Below are 18,981 nucleotides of genomic sequence, written 5' to 3'. Positions count from 1 at the left end.
TATTCCATGAAAAGATGAGCATTATTGATTTCGGTTAGATGTGAGTCTCTCATTTGCAAAGCGCCTCCATTTCTGATCGAAAAAAATACAACTACACATATAATACAATCTAGTTGCACTTTGCAATCTGTCAACGGACTCAAAAAATCAACCAGGATAATTCGCTGAAATCAATTGTAATCGACCAATAATCCAGCAGGAACACCCTCTTTTATGACCAGCTTTCGCGTAATATCCTGTAAAACGCTCTGTAACATTTCTTCCATGGTCGGATGATAAAAAGGCAGTTCCAGTAAACTTTCAGCCGTTTCCCTTCGCTGTATTGCCCAGGCAAGCAGGTGCGCCAGATGTTCGCCATCGGCAGCAAAAATTGAAGCGCCCAATAACTGTCCGTTCCGGGCATCGGCATAGACACGCAACAGACTACCCTCCGCCCCCAGAATGCGGGCTCGACCATTACTTTCGCCGGAAGCACCGGCAATAACTGTATTGTTCAGATCCAACTCATCAAAACGAGCACCTACGGAGCAAATATCCGGATCAGTGAATGCGATACCCACTGAAATTTTGCGGCGAAACCGGGTTACGGATTCCCGGACAGCGTTATAGCCGGCAACCGCACCTTCCTCGGAAGCTTCATGCATCAGCGGACGAAAACCATTGGCGTCCCCGGTAATAAATACCGGTAAATTGCCGATCTGCAAGGTCGCATGATCAAATACCGGCATGCCCCGATCACCGATCGGAAATCCCGCTTCAGCCAAACCCAGCGTGTCGATGTTGGGACGACGGCCTAATGCACAGAGCAGCAGATCCACTTCTGCCTGATTATCACCACTACGCAACAGAACACCTTGCTCTGTCCGTTCCACACTCACGGGGTTGTTCAGCCACATCGTCATCTCAGAACCAAATTGCTCAATTACACGCTGAGCCACATCAGGATCTGAAATACCCGCAACCACCGGTGCCAGATCCGCTCCGAACACGGTGACACCCAGCCGGGATAACGCCATCCCCATCTCCAGACCAATAGCGCCCAGACCAAGAATACCTACCCGCTTCGGTAAAGAGGTCAGTTCAAAGAATTCATCAGTGGTTACCAGTCTGTCTTTTACCGAATCCAGCCAGGCCGGAATAACCGGTCGTGAACCCGTAGCGATCACCACGGAAGTGGCGCGGATGGTTTGTTTATCTCCGCCATTCGTTACTTCAATAACGGCAGGTTCCAGAAAGCGGGCCTTTCCCCTGATGAGGTGTTCGCCCACCGCCAGCGCTTTCGCGGCAGCCCCTTTAGTGAATTTATCCCGTTGCTGCCGCAACGCATCCCAGGTCGCGGCAAGATCGATGGTTAAAGAATCGGTTCCCGCTACCCCGATTGCCTTCAGTTCATTACGTGACGCCCAGAGCTTTCCGGCATGCAGTGCCACTTTGGATGGCATACAACCTACCCTCGCACAGGTTGTACCGAGCGGACCAGTATCGATCAGAACAAAGGATTTACGGGCCCGGCGAACCTCGCGTAATGCATAAAGCCCTGCGGTCCCGGCACCAATAATTGCAACGTCAGTAATAATGTCGGCAGTCATATTACTTCCTCCGGCTACTGTCTTTGTGCACTCGGGCGATCAGCAAATGCACTACACTATATTAGAATTATATAATATATATTCATTAATCACTGCTATAGTTGATATGTCATTATTGACTGTACTGAGAGTACTTTATGCAAAGAGTAATTATAGCTGGTGTTTTGACACTATTTTTATCTGCAACTGCCTCTGCGGCAGACGCTTTTACCGATGCCATGCAACAAGCTTATGTACCGTATCGGGTAGCACTGTTTAAAACCAATAACGGAACACCGGACGAAGCGCTTAAGAGCGTTCAGCAGGCAAAACTCGCATGGACGAAAATCACAGATCAATTTTCAGCTCAGGCTCCTGCCCCCTATGATCGTGATGAAAATTTTGCAGCAACCTTAAAGCAGGTAATGCAGATTTATGATCAGGCAGAAAGTCAGGTGACGCAGAAACAGCTCGTTCAATCACACGAGACGCTGGAAAAAATCCGGAACACGCTGGCTGATTTGCGCCACCGTAATCAGGTCATCACTTACAGCGATCATATGAATGCGTATCATGCGGTGATGGAACAACTTCTGGAGGAAAACAAGGCGATATTGACAAAACCAGACGGTATCGAACAACTGATTGCTAAAGCCGGTGTGCTGACATATCTCAGCGAAAAACTCCGGGCGGAAGCGCCAGAGCAATATCGCAATCAGGCCGAATTCGCCAAACTCATTGAGAACCAGAATATGGCTGTCGATGCGCTGCAAGCCGCATTGTCCACGAAAGACAAACAAGCCATTCAGGCCGCGATAAGTAAACTGAAACAGCCCTATTCCCGATTATTCCTGAAATTCGGTTAATACCGGAAGAATCAATACACGCACACATGATGGGTTAAACAGATTTTTACCTGTTTAACCCATCATTTCATTTTTGCCATTGAACCATAAATTGTTCAAAAACGTCCGCCGGAACCGGTGGTGAAAACAGGTATCCTTGCCCGTAATCACATCCCATGGCGATCAACATGTTTTTCTGCTCTTCAGTTTCAACGCCTTCCGCAATCACTTTGATATTCAGTTTATGCGCCATCAGAATCATCGCTTCACATAAGGTCTGATATTGTTTTCCCTGAGATAAATTATTGATAAAAGACCGATCAATTTTAATGTAATCAATATCAAACTTATTCAGATATGATAGCGATGAATAGCCAGTACCAAAATCATCAATCGCCACTTCGATTTTTTTGTTTTTATATTTCTGTATCCGTTTTTCTACCGTACTGGTATTTTCTATCAGCATACCTTCGGTGATTTCAATAACAAAATTACTACCATTAACATCTAGATCGTCCAGCCAATCATGATGTTCTGATTTCTGTGTGAATTGAGCAGGAGATTTATTAATACTGATCTGAAAATCAGGACCAAATAATAAATTCCAGCGGTTTCCCTGACCAATTGCCTCATTAAAAACCCAATCACCTAATGGAACAATCAACCCTGTTTCTTCTGCCACAGGAATAAAGTCTGCCGGACTGATCATGCCGTGATCAGGATGGTGCCAGCGAATGAGCGATTCCGCCTTACTTATCGTGTTTTTACCAAGATCAACAATAGGCTGATAATAAAGAACAAACTGATTTTCTTTCAATGCCTGATGCAAGTCGACAATGAGGCGTTGCCGCATTTTTGCCGTTTCCTGCATTGAATACGTAAAATAACAATACCGGTTCCGTCCCTGTCTTTTTGCGCAATACATCGCTTGATCAGCATTTTTCAACAAGACATCTGCTTCAGTTGCATCTTTAGGATAAACCGTGATCCCGACTGAAGCAGAAATATATGTTTTCCTGCCTTCACCCAGTACAAATGGTCTCGATAAATCAGTAATAATCAGCTCAACAATATCATCCAGCCAACGGCCATCGCCTATTGCTGGAAGAATAACCGTAAATTCATCACCGCCAATTCGCGCCACTTCACCATAGTTGCTCACTATGTTTGAAATTCGCTGCGCGGCCATCTTCAGCAGGCTGTCTCCCACCGCGTGACCATAGCTATCATTGACATGCTTAAATAAATCAAGGTCAATTAACAATAGAGATAATGGCACACCAGAAAAAGTTGCCTTTTCTATTTCTCTTTTAAGACTCCGGTTAAACATATGCCGGTTTGGCAACTTGGTGAGAGAGTCGTAATTCTCATTTATCCATAGCTGCTTTTCTGTATTTTTTATTTTTGAAACATCAGAAAACATGCCAACCATGTATTTTTCTGTATTTCCGTCATTTTTTATCAGCATCAAGTTCATCATTTCCGGATAAACTTCGCCATTTTTGCGTTTATTCCAGTATTCACCTTCCCAATGACCTAAGGAATTAAGCTTATCATGCAGCGAAATAAGAAATGAATAATGACTATGCATATCAGGCAGCAGAACGGTCGGCAGTTTTCCAATAACATCCGCTTCAGCATAACCCGTGATCTGCGTAAATGCAGGATTAATGCTAATAATCTGATTATCGGAGTCCGTTACAAACATCCCCTGGCTACTGTTATGATAAACCAGATCAGCAAGTTCACGTTCACTGATATTGCTATTGCTTAACAAATTTGAAATGAAGGCTGATTGACCAGAATATAATTCTTCACTGGCTTTAAGTGCTTCTTCTGCCTGCCGGCGTAAGGCAGATTCCCTCATCATGTCTAACGTGCGGTTAAACAGACTGTCATACATATGCAATACAGTTTCGACCAGAACTTTGGCTGCGCCAGACATCTGCTGTTCTGCATTCAATTTAGCATTTTCAGCAGACATGCCCGATTGAAGCCCAAGACAAATGGCAGCCATCTTTTTATCAGAATCCAGAATATGATATGCCAGCCACTTGGCTAAAAAAGAAACAACACTCCGGATGGTATCATCAGAGTTTTCATCCTGATTGTTTTTCAATTGCTGAACTTCACGGAAAAAATCAGCATGCTCCTGTTCGTGTGCGATCAGACAACTATTTGTTTCTCCCAAATAATTTTTCCAGAGTTGTTCTTCGGCATTAAAGTGGTAGTCGGCATAATCCGCCAGTTCATCAAAAATGGCATTCAATGTCACCAAATGAGAACAGTCAGCCAGATGCGCAGCTAATCGGTTAAGGAGCTGAACCAGTTTTTTATGCTGTTCATCAATAGCCTCAATACCAGTTTCCAGATTGTCGTTCCATGGAAAAATTTCAAAAGACATAATGCACTCCCTGTCTATAATTCCAGACAAACAGATACCGATATGAAGATATTCAATGAAATCAAGACCAATGTCTAAAGTATAATCCGTTTGAGAATTATTGGTTCAAAACAAGTCCGATCCAGAGATAGTAGTACAAGGACAGGCGACACAAATATTGCCATTGGAACACGACTAAATAACCAGGCACAAAGCTGGTTTTTTGCTGAGATAAATGGCAACTCCGCTATCATGATCCACTCACGTTGATTTTAGACCGGAAGCTTTGCGTCCTGACCTTTCGGTTCAGTTTGCTATTAGCATTTACTAATATTTACTTGAGATACATCATAAAAAATATCGAGAAACCAATCAATCATGGCGATTGGCGTTCTGCTGGTTCTGTGTCGCTGAGCACACAAGAGAAATGAGCAACAAGCTACAGACTCTGACCTTCCCCTCCTGGATTGAATCAACCACCCTAGATTGAACAGGGATACAATATTGAACATAATATTTGCGACGGCGAATATTATGTAGTTTGCCATTCCCTCGTATCGGTTTTTGCAGGCAAAAAGAAACCCGGCGCTGATATCCACCAGCGCCGGGTTAATAAATCAAACGAACCAGCTACAGAAACAAAAAACGTTATTGAGGATGTTTTTTCTCGCGTTTAATGGCTTTCTTTTCCTTATGAGTCATGGCTGGTTTCTTTTTCGGTTCTTTATTGCTTTGCCAAATCTTGCCCATGATATTGCTCCTTTGATCGGAAACAGGTGCATATTAAGTATAGATCGGGATTGCTCCGGCAAATTGCTGATTGTGAGTAAAGTCACAGAGCGTGATTGTAACAACAAATGTAACCGGTTTCCTTGATAGTCTGTATCACATCGATGTTTCCAATGCCTATAAGATCAGGAGTAACGCAATGGCAAAAACACAACGTGAATTAATGACGGCGGGCGAATTTTACGATGCCGGGGATCCGGAGCTTTCAGCCGCCAGACACGCTTCTGCTGACCTGCAATTCGAAATCAACAATCTGCGTCCGTCTGATAAAGAAACCCGCAAAGAACTATTCCAGAAACTGATCGGTTCTTATGGCGAACAGTTCTACATTACTCCCCCGTTTCATTGCGATTACGGCTTTAATATTCACCTTGGCGAACGATTCTATGCCAATTTTGGCTGCACAATCCTGGATGTAGCACCTGTCACTATTGGTGACGATGTGATGTTTGGTCCATCCGTTCAGATAGTCACCGCTACCCACCCGCTGGATTCGGCAACACGTATCAGCGGGGTTGAATACGCAAAACCCATCACCATCGGTTCAAAAGCATGGCTGGGCGCCGGTGTTATCGTCTGTCCGGGCGTTACCATCGGCGAAGGTTGCGTGATTGGTGCGGGTAGCGTGGTAACCAAGGATATTCCGCCCTATTCCATTGCTGTCGGGAATCCGTGCCGGGTGCTCAGATCAACAACCTGAACAACATATCTATCAGTGACAGTCCATGAATTGATGGGTGATTGCAGGATGAGGGTTGACCGCACCTACTTTCATCGACGAAACTAATATCATCATTAACATTTTGATTACAAGTTATCATGGAACGCTTTATTGAACGCTTGATGTATTCTGCCCGTTGGATCATGGCTCCCATTTATCTGGGCCTGAGCCTTGCTTTGCTTGCATTGGGTATTAAGTTCTTTCAGGAAATTTTTCATCTTTTCACGGTGATTTTTTCCATGAAAGAAGTAGAGCTGATCCTCATCATTCTGTCGCTGATTGACATTTCACTGGTGGGTGGCCTGATTGTCATGGTCATGTATTCCGGATATGAGAACTTCGTTTCCCGTCTGGACCTTGATGATCATGATGACAAACTGAGCTGGTTGGGAAAGCTTGATGCCGGTTCGCTGAAAAACAAGGTCGCCGCCTCGATCGTCGCCATCTCATCGATCCATCTGCTGAAAGTGTTCATGAACACCGAGAACATCGCGGATGACAAGATCAAATGGTATCTGCTGATTCACATCACGTTTGTTATGTCTGCGTTTGCCATGGGCTATCTGGACAAACTCTTACGGGATAAAGATTCGACGCACTAGAAATGAAAAAGCCTGGTTGTTCTGACCAGGCTTTCAATCCGTTAGCGTTTCTTTAATGTTGGCAGCAACGCGGTAATAACTCCCATCAAAGGCAACCAGCCACAGAGCTGATAGACATACTCAATGCCGTAATGATCGGCCAGCTGACCAATCAGCGCGGCACCAATACCAGCAATCCCAAAGGCGAAACCAAAGAACAGTCCGGAGATTGTCCCTACCCGCCCCGGCACCAGTTCCTGCGCATAAACCAGTATTGCTGAAAACGCAGATGCCAGAATAAACCCGATGATGAAGGATAGTACCGACGTCCAGAACAGATCGGCATACGGTAACGCCAGCGTAAATGGCGCCACACCCAGAATAGAAAACCAGATCACCCGCTTACGGCCAACTCTGTCACCAATCGGTCCGCCCAATACCGTCCCGGCAGCAACGGCAAACAGGAAAATGAACAGATGATACTGTGCATTCTGCGCATCCAGCCCGAACCGATGCATCAGATAAAAGGTGTAGTAGTTTGTCAGACTCGCCATATAGAGGTACTTGGAGGTAATGAGCAGAAGCAGCACACCCAGCGCCAGAATAATGCTGTTACGTGACAAGCCGGTCTCCCGGTGTACCGGCGTCATTTTATTGCTGCGGTGCTGCTGACGATACCAGTTACCCACGTGCCATAAAATGAACATCGCCAGTAGCGCTGCCAGCGAAAACCAGGCCAGACTCCCTTGTCCCAGCGGGAAAATAATGGCCGCCGCCAATAGCGGTCCGGTTGCAGTTCCCGCATTCCCGCCGACCTGAAAAATGGATTGTGCCAGCCCGTGCCGGCCACCGGACGCCATGCGGGCAACACGTGACGATTCCGGATGAAAAACCGAGGAGCCTAGTCCCACCATTGCCGCAGCCAGCAATAAAAGCGGAAAGGTATTTGCCTGACTCAATAATAACAATCCGGAACAGGTTGACCCCATTCCCACCACCAGCGAATAAGGTTTCGGATGCTTGTCGGTATACAAACCAACCATTGGCTGTAACACAGAGGCGGTCAGCTGGTATGTCAGTGTCAGCAGGCCAATCTGGGTAAAATTCAGCGCGAAATTGCCTTTCAGCAATGGATAGATAGCAAAAATCAGTGACTGCAGCATGTCATTCAGAAAATGAGACGCACTGATAGCACCAAGAACACGAAAACGGGTATCGCTGTTTTTCGTCTGAGCAAGAGACTGTGTATTTTCCATAAGAAATTATTGCTGGATCAGGAATGCCGGAATGAAACATTCTACCGTGAAACAGATCACATCACCGGATTTTGTTATGTACATATCGGATATTTTTGTTCAATAAGCTCCGTAATAAACGGGGATTCATCCCTCGGATCCGATATCAGATAAACCCGGTGCCGGGCACGGGTTAATGCCACATAAAACAGCCGGCGTTCTTCGGCGTCAGGAAAGGTTTCTTTGCCGGGTAACAAAAATTCAAGTATCGGGTCAGTCGCCTTCTGCGAAGGAAAACCGTATTTCCCCTTATTCATCCCCAGGATAATGACGTAATCCGCCTCTTTTCCTTTAGAGGCATGCACAGACATCAACTCGATTTCCAGCTGCGGATATTTTTCCCCCATCTGTTGTCTCTGCATTACCGGATTATCATGACCAAACAGAAAATTAAACCGGGCCAGTACCGCTACCGTCGTTTTCCTCTCTGTTTGTTGTTCCGAAGCCTCCTGTTGAATCCGGTTCAGTGCCTGATGCAAACCAGATTCCGTGGCGGAAGTACGGATAAGATGAATTGCCGGATCCGGCACCACAGAAACCGCATTGATCGTTTTTGTCATCTGTTCCGGGTTTTTCAAGACAAACGCCGAGGCAACTTCACCGATCTTGTTGTTAAACCGGAACGTGGTGTCCAGTGCCGTCGTAGTCGTCGCACCAAATAACGCGTCAAATTCCCGGGTAAGGCGGATATCGCTTCCCGTAAACCGGTAAATGGACTGCCAGTCATCACCGACCGCGAAGAGTACGGCAGCTTCCCTTTGAGCCAGCAGTGCCTTGATTAAAAGCGCCCGCTCCTGACTGATATCCTGAAACTCATCTACCAGAATATGCTGATAAGGCGAGAAATAGCGGCCGGATTCAACATAACCGGTGGCCTTGACAATCATGTCCGTAAAATCGATTTCATTTTTCTCTGCCAGATGCTGTTCATAAGCATTCAGAACCGGCTCAAAAATCGACAGGAACAAGGAGAATCGTGCGGTATCCGCCTGTTTTTTCACAGCCGAGGTTAACGCTTTGAATGTCTGACGGGACTGTTTGAATAACATCAGAAAATCAGCCATTAACCTGGCAACGTCCGCCACTGGTTTCTGATAACCGGACGCAGCGCAAAACTGATTCAGCTTCTTCTTATATGCAGGATCGGACATCAGATGACGAATGACATCCTCGATGAATTGCAGATAGGCCGTATTGTTTTCCGCAAACGGCGTAATCACCGGCCATTTGCCTTCAACCTTCCCGATAATTTCCAGCCCGAGCGCATGAAAGGTTTTAATGACCGGGGTTGATTGCTGTAGCAGTGGCCGCAAACATTTATCCTGCCGCTCCTGCATCTCTTCTGCCGCTTTTCTGGCATACGCCAGCATCAGGATCTGCGCCGGCTGTGTTTGTCCGCTCATTAGCAGATATCCGGCCCTTCCGGTCATCGTACTGGTTTTCCCGGTACCAGCACCTGCCAGTACCAGATTATTATCTTCACTGATAACGCAGGCCCGGCGCTGCGCCGCAGTCAGCGGGTTCCGCTCAAGCTGATCAAAGAACGACTGGCAGCGTTGCAATTCCTGCCGGAGGAATTTGGCGTTCGCCCGTTTCCTTTTTTCCTCTGCCGTCGCCACAAAATCCGCCAGGGACTTTATAGCGGATAAATGCGCAGAAGTTGCAAAATGCTCCCGCAGCGGGACAGATGTCTTCGCGACCAGCTGACGACAGCGCGTGATTAATGCCCGGCCCTGAGAATGTCGCCGATACGCAGACGCATCAAGAAAATTTCTGATTTCGGTTTTAAGCTGTTTGGCTTCTTTGTATTCAGCCTGTAATAGTGGCTGAACGTGACTCTTTAACGCGTCATTCAGCGCCAGCGAAAACTGACGCAGCTGAGAAACAGAAAAGCCTTTATACAGATAGGACTTTTTGGCCGTAGACACAGACAAATGCGACCAGAATAACCGGCGCCGGATTTGCGGCAGTGAACTCATCCGGCTAAACGGCAATATCACCTTTTTCTTGCCATCCGAGATCTGCAACCCTTTGCTATGTAAAGTCAGAATCGATGGCGGATGGCCGAAAAGAAGGTTGGTCAGCCAGTTATTTCTGATTTCGAAAGTATTCATTTAATTGTTCAGCATTAATTCTGCATTTAAAGATATCACGATGAAAAGATGAACATTCAGCCTGATTGACTAAAATACTTAAGTACCGCTTTCAGTCTGAATTCAGCCCGGATACCCGGCTCCGATATTGCATACGGTACATTATTCGGGTGATTGTGCCCCTGCATGGTGATTTTTTCGCTGATCAGTGAATTTACATGCAGAAAAAATGGCAAATTGGACGATTTTTTGCTTAACTCGCACATCAATTTTTTACACCCGCAAACGGAGTGTCGTAAAGAGGATGACAACACATCATTACCAGCTTGAATTGTGGGATATTACTAAGCAATATCCTGGCTGTCTTGCGAATAACAAGATCAATTTGAAGCTCGAACGTGGTGAAATCCATGCACTATTGGGCGAAAATGGTGCAGGAAAGTCAACCTTGGTCAAAATCATTTATGGTTTGGTGACCCCGGACAGTGGTTCCATCATATGGGATGGGCAGGAGCTGCAAATCCGCTCTCCTTCTCATGCCCGTGAACTGGGCATCGGTATGGTGTTTCAGCACTTCTCGCTGTTTGAAACATTAACCGTCACGGAAAACATCGATTTATGCTTAACCCCTTCAATGCGGGAACAAATCGGTGATCTGGCAGGACGCATCCGTGAGCTGTCGGGAAATTACGGACTGAATATAGATCCAGATCGTTATGTGTTTAGCTTGTCCATGGGCGAACGCCAACGAGTCGAAATTCTTCGCTGTCTGATCCAGCAAGTAAAACTGCTTATTCTTGATGAACCTACCTCCGTGCTGACACCGCAGGAAGTGGACAGTCTGTTTGTGGTTTTACGCCAACTGGCGGCTGACGGCTGCACAATCCTGTTTATCAGCCATAAACTGAAGGAAGTGACCGCACTCTGTCATAACGCAACCATCCTGCGTGGCGGACGGGTTACCGGTTCCTGCATACCGGCTAATGAAACACCGGAAAGCATTGCCCGCATGATGGTGGGTGACAGTGCCATCGCGGAAACGTATGAGCGTCGCTCCAGCAAGACCATCAATCTTGCGGTAAAAGACCTGTCTCTGCCGGCACCTAATCCTTTCGCCTGCGCGTTGAAAAAACTGAACTTCTCTCTGCGTGGCGGCGAGATCCTCGGTATTGCCGGTGTGGCCGGTAACGGGCAGGAAGAATTGCTGAGTGCACTGAGTGGTGAATGGCAGAGTCCGCATAGTGATCAGATCATTATGAACGGAAAACCGGTGGGTCGTCTGAAGGTGGGCCGTCGTCGTCAGCTCGGTATGGCTTATGTTCCGGCAGAACGTCTGGGACACGGTGCCGCGCCGAAAATGAGTCTGCGTGAAAACCTGCTGCTGACCAACGCAACGCTGGGGTTAAAACGCTGGGGCTGGGTGAAATGGAACAAAGTGTCCGCCCGGACCCGCGATGTGATTGAGCAGCATCAGGTGAAATGCCATAACGAGCATGCACCGGCGCAATCGCTGTCTGGCGGCAACCTGCAGAAATTCATCATTGGTCGTGAACTGGCGCTGGAACCGAATGTGTTTGTCTGCGCTCACCCGACCTGGGGGGTTGATATCGGTGCAGCCAATGCGATCTATCGTGAACTGATGGAATTGCGCGATCGGGGCGCAGCTATCGTTGTGATCTCCGAAGATCTGGATGAACTGTTCCTGATCAGTGACCGTATTGCGGCTTTATTTGATGGTCACCTCTCGCCTGTCGTCAAAACACAGGAAACCAGCACGAATCAGATCGGTCAGTGGATGGCCGGACAATTTCTGGAGCAGGAATAAACCACCATGTGGCAATTTCAACCTCGTACCTTTATTCCATGGTATCTGCAGCTGGTCTCACCGTTAATTGCGGTGTGTCTGACTATCCTGCTGGGAATGGGATTATTTAGTTTTCTGGGCAAAGATCCGTTCCATGCCATGCATGTGTTCTTCATCAGCCCGCTTTCCGATGGTTACAACATCGGCGAGTTATTAGTAAAAACCGCACCGATGCTGCTTTGTGCCATCGGTCTGGCGCTTTGCTACCAGGCAAACTTGTGGAACATCGGCGCTGAAGGCCAGCTGTTACTGGGTGCGGTCGTCGGTAGTGCGGTCAGTCTGCAATTTGCCGACAGCTCGATGAGTGTCTGGCTGGCCATGATTGCCGGTATTCTGGCTGGCATGGCCTGGTCAGGTATTGCGATTGCCCTGCGGCAATGGTTCAACAGCAATATCATCCTGACCACCATCATGCTGAACTACATCGCGCTGTATACGCTGCAATGGGCGGTACATGGCCCGCTCAAGGATCCGGAAGGCATGGGCTTCCCGGAATCCGCCTTGTTTGCCGATACACAGTTACTGCCTATTCTGATTGAAAATACCCGCGTCCATCTGGGTGTTCTCTTCGCCTTGCTGGCAGCGATCCTCTCCTGGGTATTACTGCGTTTCAGCTGGCTGGGTTTCCAGATCCGGGTATTGGGTCACGATGAGTCCTCCGCGCATTATGCCGGATTCTCAATCCGCCGTTTACGCTGGGGCATCATGTTGTTCTCCGGCGCATTGGCCGGTCTGGCCGGTGCCAGTGAAGTATCCGGTCCGATTGGTCAGTTGATTCCGGCGGTATCACCAGGCTACGGCTATGCCGCAATTATCGTGGCGTGGCTGGGTCGTCTACATCCGCTGGGCATGTGCGTTTCAGGTCTGTTCCTGGGATTGATCTACATGGGCGGCGATATGGCACAGATCGAACTGGGCGTACCAACCGCCATTACCGGTTTGTTCCAGGGCTCATTACTGTTCCTGTTACTGGCAAGCGATTTCCTGCTGCGTTATCGCCTGGTTAAAGTGAAATCTAAGGAAACTCAGAATGGATAATGAACTGCTTCTGCAAATTCTGACGGCAGCCATTAAAACCGGAACGCCGTTGCTGCTGGTTGCCTTGGGTGAAATGATTTGTGAAAAATCAGGCGTACTGAACCTCGGTCAGGAAGGCATGATGCTGATGGGCGCGGTATGTGGCTTTATCGCTGCTTCCAGTTCCGGCTCCCTGATGTTTGGCGTCATGATGGCCATGCTGGCCGGCACCCTGATGTCACTGCTGTTTGGCGTGATCAGTATGCACCTGCGGGCCAACCAGGTGGCAACCGGTCTGGCGCTGACGATTTTTGGTACCGGTCTGAGTGCTTTTGTGGGTTCGGCATATGTCGGTCAAACCGTTAAAGGCTTTCAGGCTGTTGTGATCCCGGGGTTGTCTGATATTCCGTTTATCGGTGCCCTGCTGTTTAAACATGATCCGCTGATTTATCTGAGCTGGCTGCTGGTTATCGTTGTCGGCTGGTTCTGTGTTAAAACCCGTGGCGGCCTGACTCTGCGTGCCGTTGGCGAAAATCCGCATAATGCGAACGCGATTGGCTTGCCGGTACTGAAAGTCCGTTACCTGGCCATTCTGTTTGGCGGCGCGATGGCGGGTCTGGCCGGTTCATACATGTCACTGGCCTATACACCGATGTGGATGGAAAACATGACCGGTGGCCGCGGCTGGATCGCACTGGCACTGGTTGTATTCGCCTCATGGAAAACCAAGAATCTGGTGCTGGGCGCTTACCTGTTCGGTATTGCCAGCATCATGCATCTGGTCCTGCAGGGTCTGGGCATGAAGATCTCCCCTAACCTGCTGGCGATGTTGCCGTATCTGGCAACACTGATTGTGATGATTTTTATCGGTTCGAACCGGATGAAAGAAAAACTGTCTGCCCCGATGTCACTGGGCCAGACCTTTGATTCCAGAGTATAATTTTTCATCTATTACTTTTGCTGTGTGATTGATGAGCCGCAAGCTTTAGCTTGTGTTTCTTAAAATGATCGGAGAAAAACACATGAAGACAAGGATTTTCCGCTTACTGGCTGTCGCCGCGTTAACTGCAGGTTGCTCTCTTGCAGCCGCCGCAGAAGAACCTATGAAAGTTGGTTTTGTTTACGTTGGCCCTGTTGGCGATCATGGCTGGAGCTATGAGCACGACCGCGCACGTAAAGAACTGGAAAAAGCACTGCCAGGTCAGGTTAAAACCACTTTCGTGGAAAACGTGGCTGAAGGTGCCGATGCAGAGCGCGTTATTACTCAGCTGGCGAAAAGTGGCAACAAGATTATCTTTACCACTTCTTTCGGCTTCATGAACCCGACTCTGAAAGTTGCGAAAAAATTCCCTAATGTGGTTTTTGAGCACGCGACCGGTTATAAACGCACCAAAAACGTAGGCACCTACATTCAGCGCGCCTATGAAGGCCGTTATGTTGCCGGTGTTGCCGCAGGTCTGCTGAGCAAATCTAACACCATCGGTTACATCGCTTCCTTCCCTATTCCGGAAGTATATCGTGATATCGACGCTGTATTCCTGGGCGCGAAATCCGTTAATCCGAATGTAAAAATCAAAATCGTTTGGGTGAACTCCTGGTACGATCCGGGTAAAGAAACCGATGCCGCCAATACGCTGATCGATCAGGGCGTTGACGTTCTGATGCAGCACACTGACAGCCCGGCGCCAATGATGGTAGCTGAAAAACGCGGTATCCGTGCAGTTGGTCAGGCTTCTGACGTATCTCACTACGGTCCGAAAGCGCATATCTTCTCTATCGTTGATAACTGGGAACCGCATTACCTGAAAACTGTTCAGGCAGTTAAAGACGGCAGTTGGAAGCCACAGGACTACTGGGGTGGTTTTGCTGAAGACGTAGTGAAACTGGGTTCTATCAATGACAATCTGCCACAGAACGTCAAAGATGCGATCAACACTACCTACACCAAGATCAAAACCGGTGAGTTCAAGCCATTTACTGGTCCAATCAAAGACAACACCGGTAAAGAAGTCGTTCCGGCTGGTCACTCTCTGACCGACGCAGAACTGGCTCAGATCAACTGGTTTGTTGAAGGTATTGATGCCACTGTCGCCAAATAATCAGCCTCAGTGATTCAAACAGAAAAGGGAGCTTCGGCTCCCTTTTGTTTTTTTCGTTGTTTTTTCGGCTTCCCCATAAAAAAACCCCCTGAATTTTCAGAGGGCTTTTATCATTCTTCCGGAAGCAGCGACAATCAGATTACTGCAGCAATCCCATCGATCAGCGCGTCGATATTGTTCTTGGTCATACCTGCTACGCTGATACGGCCAGAACCGACGATATAGATCGCGAATTCATTCTTCAGACGAGCCACCTGATCTTTATTCAGACCAGAGAAGGAGAACATGCCGTTTTGCTCTGTAATGAAGCTGAAATCCTGCTCGATGCCTTTGTCTTTCAGTTTCTGCACAAACAGCTCGCGCATTTCCCAGATACGGTCGCGCATGGTTTTCACTTCTTCGATCCATTCGGCACGCAGCGCAGGATCTTTCAGTACAGTCGCGACCACTGACGCGCCGTGTGATGGCGGGTTGGAGTAGTTTGCACGGATTGTGGTTTTAACCTGGCTGAAAGAACGCAGAGCAATTTCGCTGTCCGGAGTGACCACGGTGATCGCACCAACACGCTCATTGTACAGACCAAAGTTTTTAGAGAAGGAACTGGCTACCAGCAACTCTTTGTTGTATTTGGCAAATGTGCGCAGACCAGCAGCGTCTTCATCTACGCCACGGCCAAAGCCCTGATACGCGAAATCGAAGAATGGCAGTAATTGACGTTCAGCACAGAATTTTGCCAGCACTTCCCATTGTTCCAGCGATGGATCAACACCGGTCGGGTTATGGCAGCAGCCATGCAGCAATACCACATCGCCTGGTGCGGCAGCAGACAGTGATTCCAGCATGCCATCGAAATCCAGATTCTTGTTCGCCGGATCGTAGTAACGATATTCGGCGGTTTCCATGCCGGCAACACCAAATACCTGGAAATGGTTTACCCAGGTCGGATTAGAGATCCAGACCTTTTTCGAGATACCCTGACGAAACAGGAATTCGGCACCAATACGCAGCGCGCCGGTACCACCTGGTGCCTGAGCTGTTTTAGCCCGTTTACTGGTGACGATTTCATGATCTGCGCCAAACAGCAGTTCCTGCACCAGCTGACCATACTCGGCATTACCTTCAATGCTCAGGTAGTTTTTGGTGGTTTCGGTTTCCAGCAGAATTTTTTCTGCCTTTTTCACACAGTTCAGGATTGGCGTAGCACCCGCTTCATCTTTGTAAATGCCGACACCCAGATTGATTTTGTTGGTACGTGGGTCATTGCGGAATTCTTCAGTTAAACCCAGAATCGGGTCGGCCGGAGCCTGTGTCACCTTCTCAAACATGATTCGTCCTGTTTTCTGTTTGGCTAGTTGGGGGGATGAGACCGGAGTCTCTGAGTACTGCTATTTATAGCACTGCGCGGATAAAGCCACTATAGCAAATTAAAAAACTATAATTCATGAACCCATTTTTTTGCGTATACCATGGCCTGCTGCGGTATTTTTCGCCGGTTTTCGAGCAAATACCTCAGCTTAATCTGCAACGGACGGGGAATCAGATTGAGTGGCCACTGCTCATCAGGCGGCAACGGTGTCCCTAGCAGCTTCAAATAATCAGGCCAGTTTTCAGGGAGATAAAGTGAAAGCGGACGCTGGAGCCGTTCGGCGAATCCGGCGGTTTTTTTAATCCCTTCCGGAGAAAGATCGCCCAGATGGCTCCAGGGAATATCCGTTGTCAGCGCGCACAGTAGCTGTTCCGCCATCCGGGTATCACTGGCAGGCGCATGAATCAGCAGTGTATTCGCCGGTAACGGCATACTGACAAACGCATCCCGGTTATCAACCGTGATCACATACTGCGGCGGCACTGTCTTCCAGAGCACCTTTTTGATATCGGGAATAACGCGTTCCGGTATGACCACCTCCCCCCATACGCTGAATAGGGTGCTGACATCAATCAGCTCGCCGGACTGCATAAAAATACTGCAGGGCAAATTGCAGCGTAACAGTAGATAACTATCCCGGAGCAACGTTATCTCGTGCTCACGCATCTGTGCTTCAGAGATTTTACGTTCCTGATTCAGCAGGAAAGAGAGAATACGGCTATTGCACTTCTCCGGTAACTGGATATCCAGCTGATGCAGCAGTGACTCCAGCGAAACATCACCGTGTGCCAGCAGATGCTGCCGGAAATACTGCTCCCCTTCGGCTGTAAGCTGATAAATCCCGTCGCCCTGTGCGGTAACCCAGCCGTGTTGCAGCCAGACATTCAGTTGGATAATCGCCCACCGCTTGTGCACCCGGATCCGCTGCTTATCCAGTAAACGCGCCATCAGCGTGGCAGTAGCCGTATTCAGGGGTTCAGTTTTCATCATGCATTCCTCCACCTTCTGCCTGTTACTATAACCTACCAAAAACTGACCTTGATCAAGCGCTCTGATTGAAACCAACCCCGAACGAGACTAGGATAGAACATATCTGTCTTATCTGACAGGAACAAACCCAGATCGCACTTATGCGGTCCTGCGGTAGCTTTGCCGGTCTAAAAATGAAACATGGAAGAATTCCGTATAACAGCGCTGGATTCGCATGAATTATGGAATAATTCTTTATAATAAATTGTTATATGATCCCATACTTAGGCATCACAAGATGAAAAATCCAGAAATAAAAAGCCTATACAAATATAAACCTATCAATTTATTTACTCTGGATATCATTGCTAATGAAAGAATTTTTTATGCGCTTCCAGAATCATTTAATGATCCTTTTGATGCTAAATGCTCATTTAAAAGACAGACCAGCACAACTCCTGCCACAACAGCACAGACTAAAAAACACTTCCCTAATGGTATAAGAGACGGAATAACGGCTTATTCATTAAACGACCACACTCAAGATATAAATGAATTTGAGGAAAAACTGAAATCATATGGTATTTTGTCTCTTTCTGAAAATTGTAAAGACATTTTAATGTGGTCTCACTATGCTGATGATCATAAGGGTTTGTGTATTGAATTTGAACGTACTGAATCATGTGTGCTCGGAGATGATACAAAAACCAAAAAAGTAAACTATACGAAAGCATATCCTTCATTAACACCCAATATCTTTAATTCAAAGAGCCTTATGTCTGAAGCTCAGCTGAGGGTTCTGTATACAAAATCAGAACAATGGTCTTATGAATATGAATGGCGAAGCTTTATAATTAATGGAGGTACTGTTGAAAGAATACCTGGTCGTATAAAATCAATAATATTTGGTAACAGAGCAAGTAATTCAGATATTGACATCATCCGTAAAATCGTCGCTGATCGAAACATTCCACTATTTAAGGCATCTTTAAAAAGCGGCGACTTTGGTCTCAAACTAAATAAAATCATATAACAAGTGACTGTGGTTCTTCGTCAACTGTTTTCGACTAATTTAACTGCCATTGCTGCTGGTTTTTTACCATCGTATTTAAGATCACAATCAGCTTTCTCATACAGGCTATCAACGCAACTTTTGGTAACTTCCCAGCAGCTTTTAGATGCTCATATTTTTGTTTGAATACCGGGTTACATTGGATTGATGACATCATCGCCATAAACATGATTGTTCGGATCCGGGGTCTTCCTCCCCGGATACTTCGTTTGCCTTTCATTCGACCACTTTCTTTGTTGAATGGGGCTAATCCGACTAAGGCTGCGATCTCCCTACTGTTCAGGCTACCAAGCTCCGGTAATTCACATAACAACGTATA

15 protein-coding genes and 1 riboswitch are annotated in these 18,981 nt (G+C 47.3%); of the genes, 8 read left to right on the top strand and 7 right to left on the bottom strand.

The window, feature by feature from the left end:
- Positions 1-170: 170 nt before the first annotated feature.
- Complete coding sequence (locus tag HNR75_RS02430) at positions 171-1,589, bottom strand: dihydrolipoyl dehydrogenase (protein ID WP_188025442.1); 1,419 nt, start codon at positions 1,587-1,589, stop codon at positions 171-173.
- A 137-nt stretch (positions 1,590-1,726) separates the two neighbouring features.
- Here HNR75_RS02430 and HNR75_RS02425 point away from each other — a divergent pair, with 137 nt between their 5' ends.
- On the top strand, positions 1,727-2,434 hold the full coding sequence (locus HNR75_RS02425) for a hypothetical protein (protein WP_188025441.1): 708 nt from the start codon (positions 1,727-1,729) through the stop codon (positions 2,432-2,434).
- Positions 2,435-2,501: 67 nt separating this feature from the next.
- Here the strand turns inward: HNR75_RS02425 and HNR75_RS02420 are convergent, their stop codons facing one another.
- Positions 2,502-4,817 carry a bacteriohemerythrin gene (locus HNR75_RS02420; RefSeq protein ID WP_188025440.1) on the bottom strand — a complete coding sequence of 772 codons (2,316 nt, stop codon included), beginning with the start codon at positions 4,815-4,817 and terminating at the stop codon, positions 2,502-2,504.
- Positions 4,818-5,030: 213 nt separating this feature from the next.
- Positions 5,031-5,122, bottom strand: a riboswitch (cyclic di-GMP riboswitch).
- A 602-nt stretch (positions 5,123-5,724) separates the two neighbouring features.
- Between HNR75_RS02420 and HNR75_RS02415 the strand changes: the two genes are divergently transcribed.
- Together HNR75_RS02415 and HNR75_RS02410 are read left to right on the top strand one after the other, a co-directional pair.
- Positions 5,725-6,285, top strand: a complete 561-nt coding sequence (locus HNR75_RS02415) for a sugar O-acetyltransferase (protein WP_188025439.1) — start codon at positions 5,725-5,727, stop codon at positions 6,283-6,285.
- Between the two features lie 119 nt (positions 6,286-6,404).
- Complete coding sequence (locus HNR75_RS02410; protein WP_188025438.1) at positions 6,405-6,908, top strand: TIGR00645 family protein; 504 nt, start codon at positions 6,405-6,407, stop codon at positions 6,906-6,908.
- Between the two features lie 41 nt (positions 6,909-6,949).
- Here HNR75_RS02410 and HNR75_RS02405 read toward each other — a convergent pair whose 3' ends face one another.
- On the bottom strand, positions 6,950-8,143 hold the full coding sequence (locus HNR75_RS02405; protein WP_188025437.1) for an MFS transporter: 1,194 nt from the start codon (positions 8,141-8,143) through the stop codon (positions 6,950-6,952).
- A gap of 74 nt (positions 8,144-8,217) precedes the next feature.
- Positions 8,218-10,296, bottom strand: coding sequence for a DNA helicase IV (gene helD / locus HNR75_RS02400; RefSeq protein WP_188025436.1), 2,079 nt, complete (start codon positions 10,294-10,296; stop codon positions 8,218-8,220).
- 283 nt (positions 10,297-10,579) lie between these two features.
- On the opposite strand from helD, the gene HNR75_RS02395 reads away from it, so the two are divergent.
- The 4 genes from HNR75_RS02395 to HNR75_RS02380 all read left to right on the top strand — a co-directional run bounded on the left by HNR75_RS02395 (position 10,580) and on the right by HNR75_RS02380 (position 15,255).
- A complete protein-coding gene (locus HNR75_RS02395) occupies positions 10,580-12,100 on the top strand; it encodes an ABC transporter ATP-binding protein (protein ID WP_188025435.1) in 1,521 nt (506 codons plus the stop codon).
- A 6-nt stretch (positions 12,101-12,106) separates the two neighbouring features.
- The gene (locus HNR75_RS02390; RefSeq protein WP_188025434.1) at positions 12,107-13,177 is read left to right on the top strand and encodes an ABC transporter permease; all 1,071 of its coding nucleotides are present in this window, start codon (positions 12,107-12,109) and stop codon (positions 13,175-13,177) included.
- On the top strand, positions 13,170-14,096 hold the full coding sequence (locus tag HNR75_RS02385) for an ABC transporter permease (RefSeq protein WP_188025433.1): 927 nt from the start codon (positions 13,170-13,172) through the stop codon (positions 14,094-14,096). The genes HNR75_RS02390 and HNR75_RS02385 overlap by 8 nt, the downstream gene beginning before the upstream one ends.
- An 82-nt stretch (positions 14,097-14,178) precedes the next feature.
- Entirely contained in the window at positions 14,179-15,255 is a 1,077-nt protein-coding gene (locus HNR75_RS02380) for a BMP family ABC transporter substrate-binding protein (protein ID WP_188025432.1), read from the top strand.
- Positions 15,256-15,389: 134 nt separating this feature from the next.
- Here the strand turns inward: HNR75_RS02380 and HNR75_RS02375 are convergent, their stop codons facing one another.
- Both HNR75_RS02375 and HNR75_RS02370 read right to left on the bottom strand, forming a co-directional pair.
- The gene (locus HNR75_RS02375; RefSeq protein ID WP_188025431.1) at positions 15,390-16,580 is read right to left on the bottom strand and encodes an amino acid aminotransferase; all 1,191 of its coding nucleotides are present in this window, start codon (positions 16,578-16,580) and stop codon (positions 15,390-15,392) included.
- 107 nt (positions 16,581-16,687) lie between these two features.
- Entirely contained in the window at positions 16,688-17,611 is a 924-nt protein-coding gene (locus HNR75_RS02370) for a hypothetical protein (RefSeq protein ID WP_188025430.1), read from the bottom strand.
- A 277-nt stretch (positions 17,612-17,888) separates the two neighbouring features.
- Here HNR75_RS02370 and HNR75_RS02365 point away from each other — a divergent pair, with 277 nt between their 5' ends.
- Positions 17,889-18,623: a DUF2971 domain-containing protein gene (locus HNR75_RS02365; RefSeq protein WP_188025429.1), complete on the top strand. Its 735-nt coding sequence runs from the start codon at positions 17,889-17,891 to the stop codon at positions 18,621-18,623.
- Positions 18,624-18,657: 34 nt separating this feature from the next.
- Here the strand turns inward: HNR75_RS02365 and HNR75_RS02360 are convergent.
- The coding region (locus tag HNR75_RS02360) for a transposase (RefSeq protein ID WP_188025428.1) at positions 18,658-18,981 on the bottom strand (324 nt) is incomplete at its 5' end.

It is taken from the genome of Tolumonas osonensis (assembly GCF_014202415.1).
Taxonomy (GTDB): Bacteria; Pseudomonadota; Gammaproteobacteria; order Enterobacterales; family Aeromonadaceae; genus Tolumonas; species Tolumonas osonensis.
The sequence above is the reverse complement of the archived record's forward strand: the minus strand, read 5'-3'. Positions and strand labels throughout refer to the sequence as shown.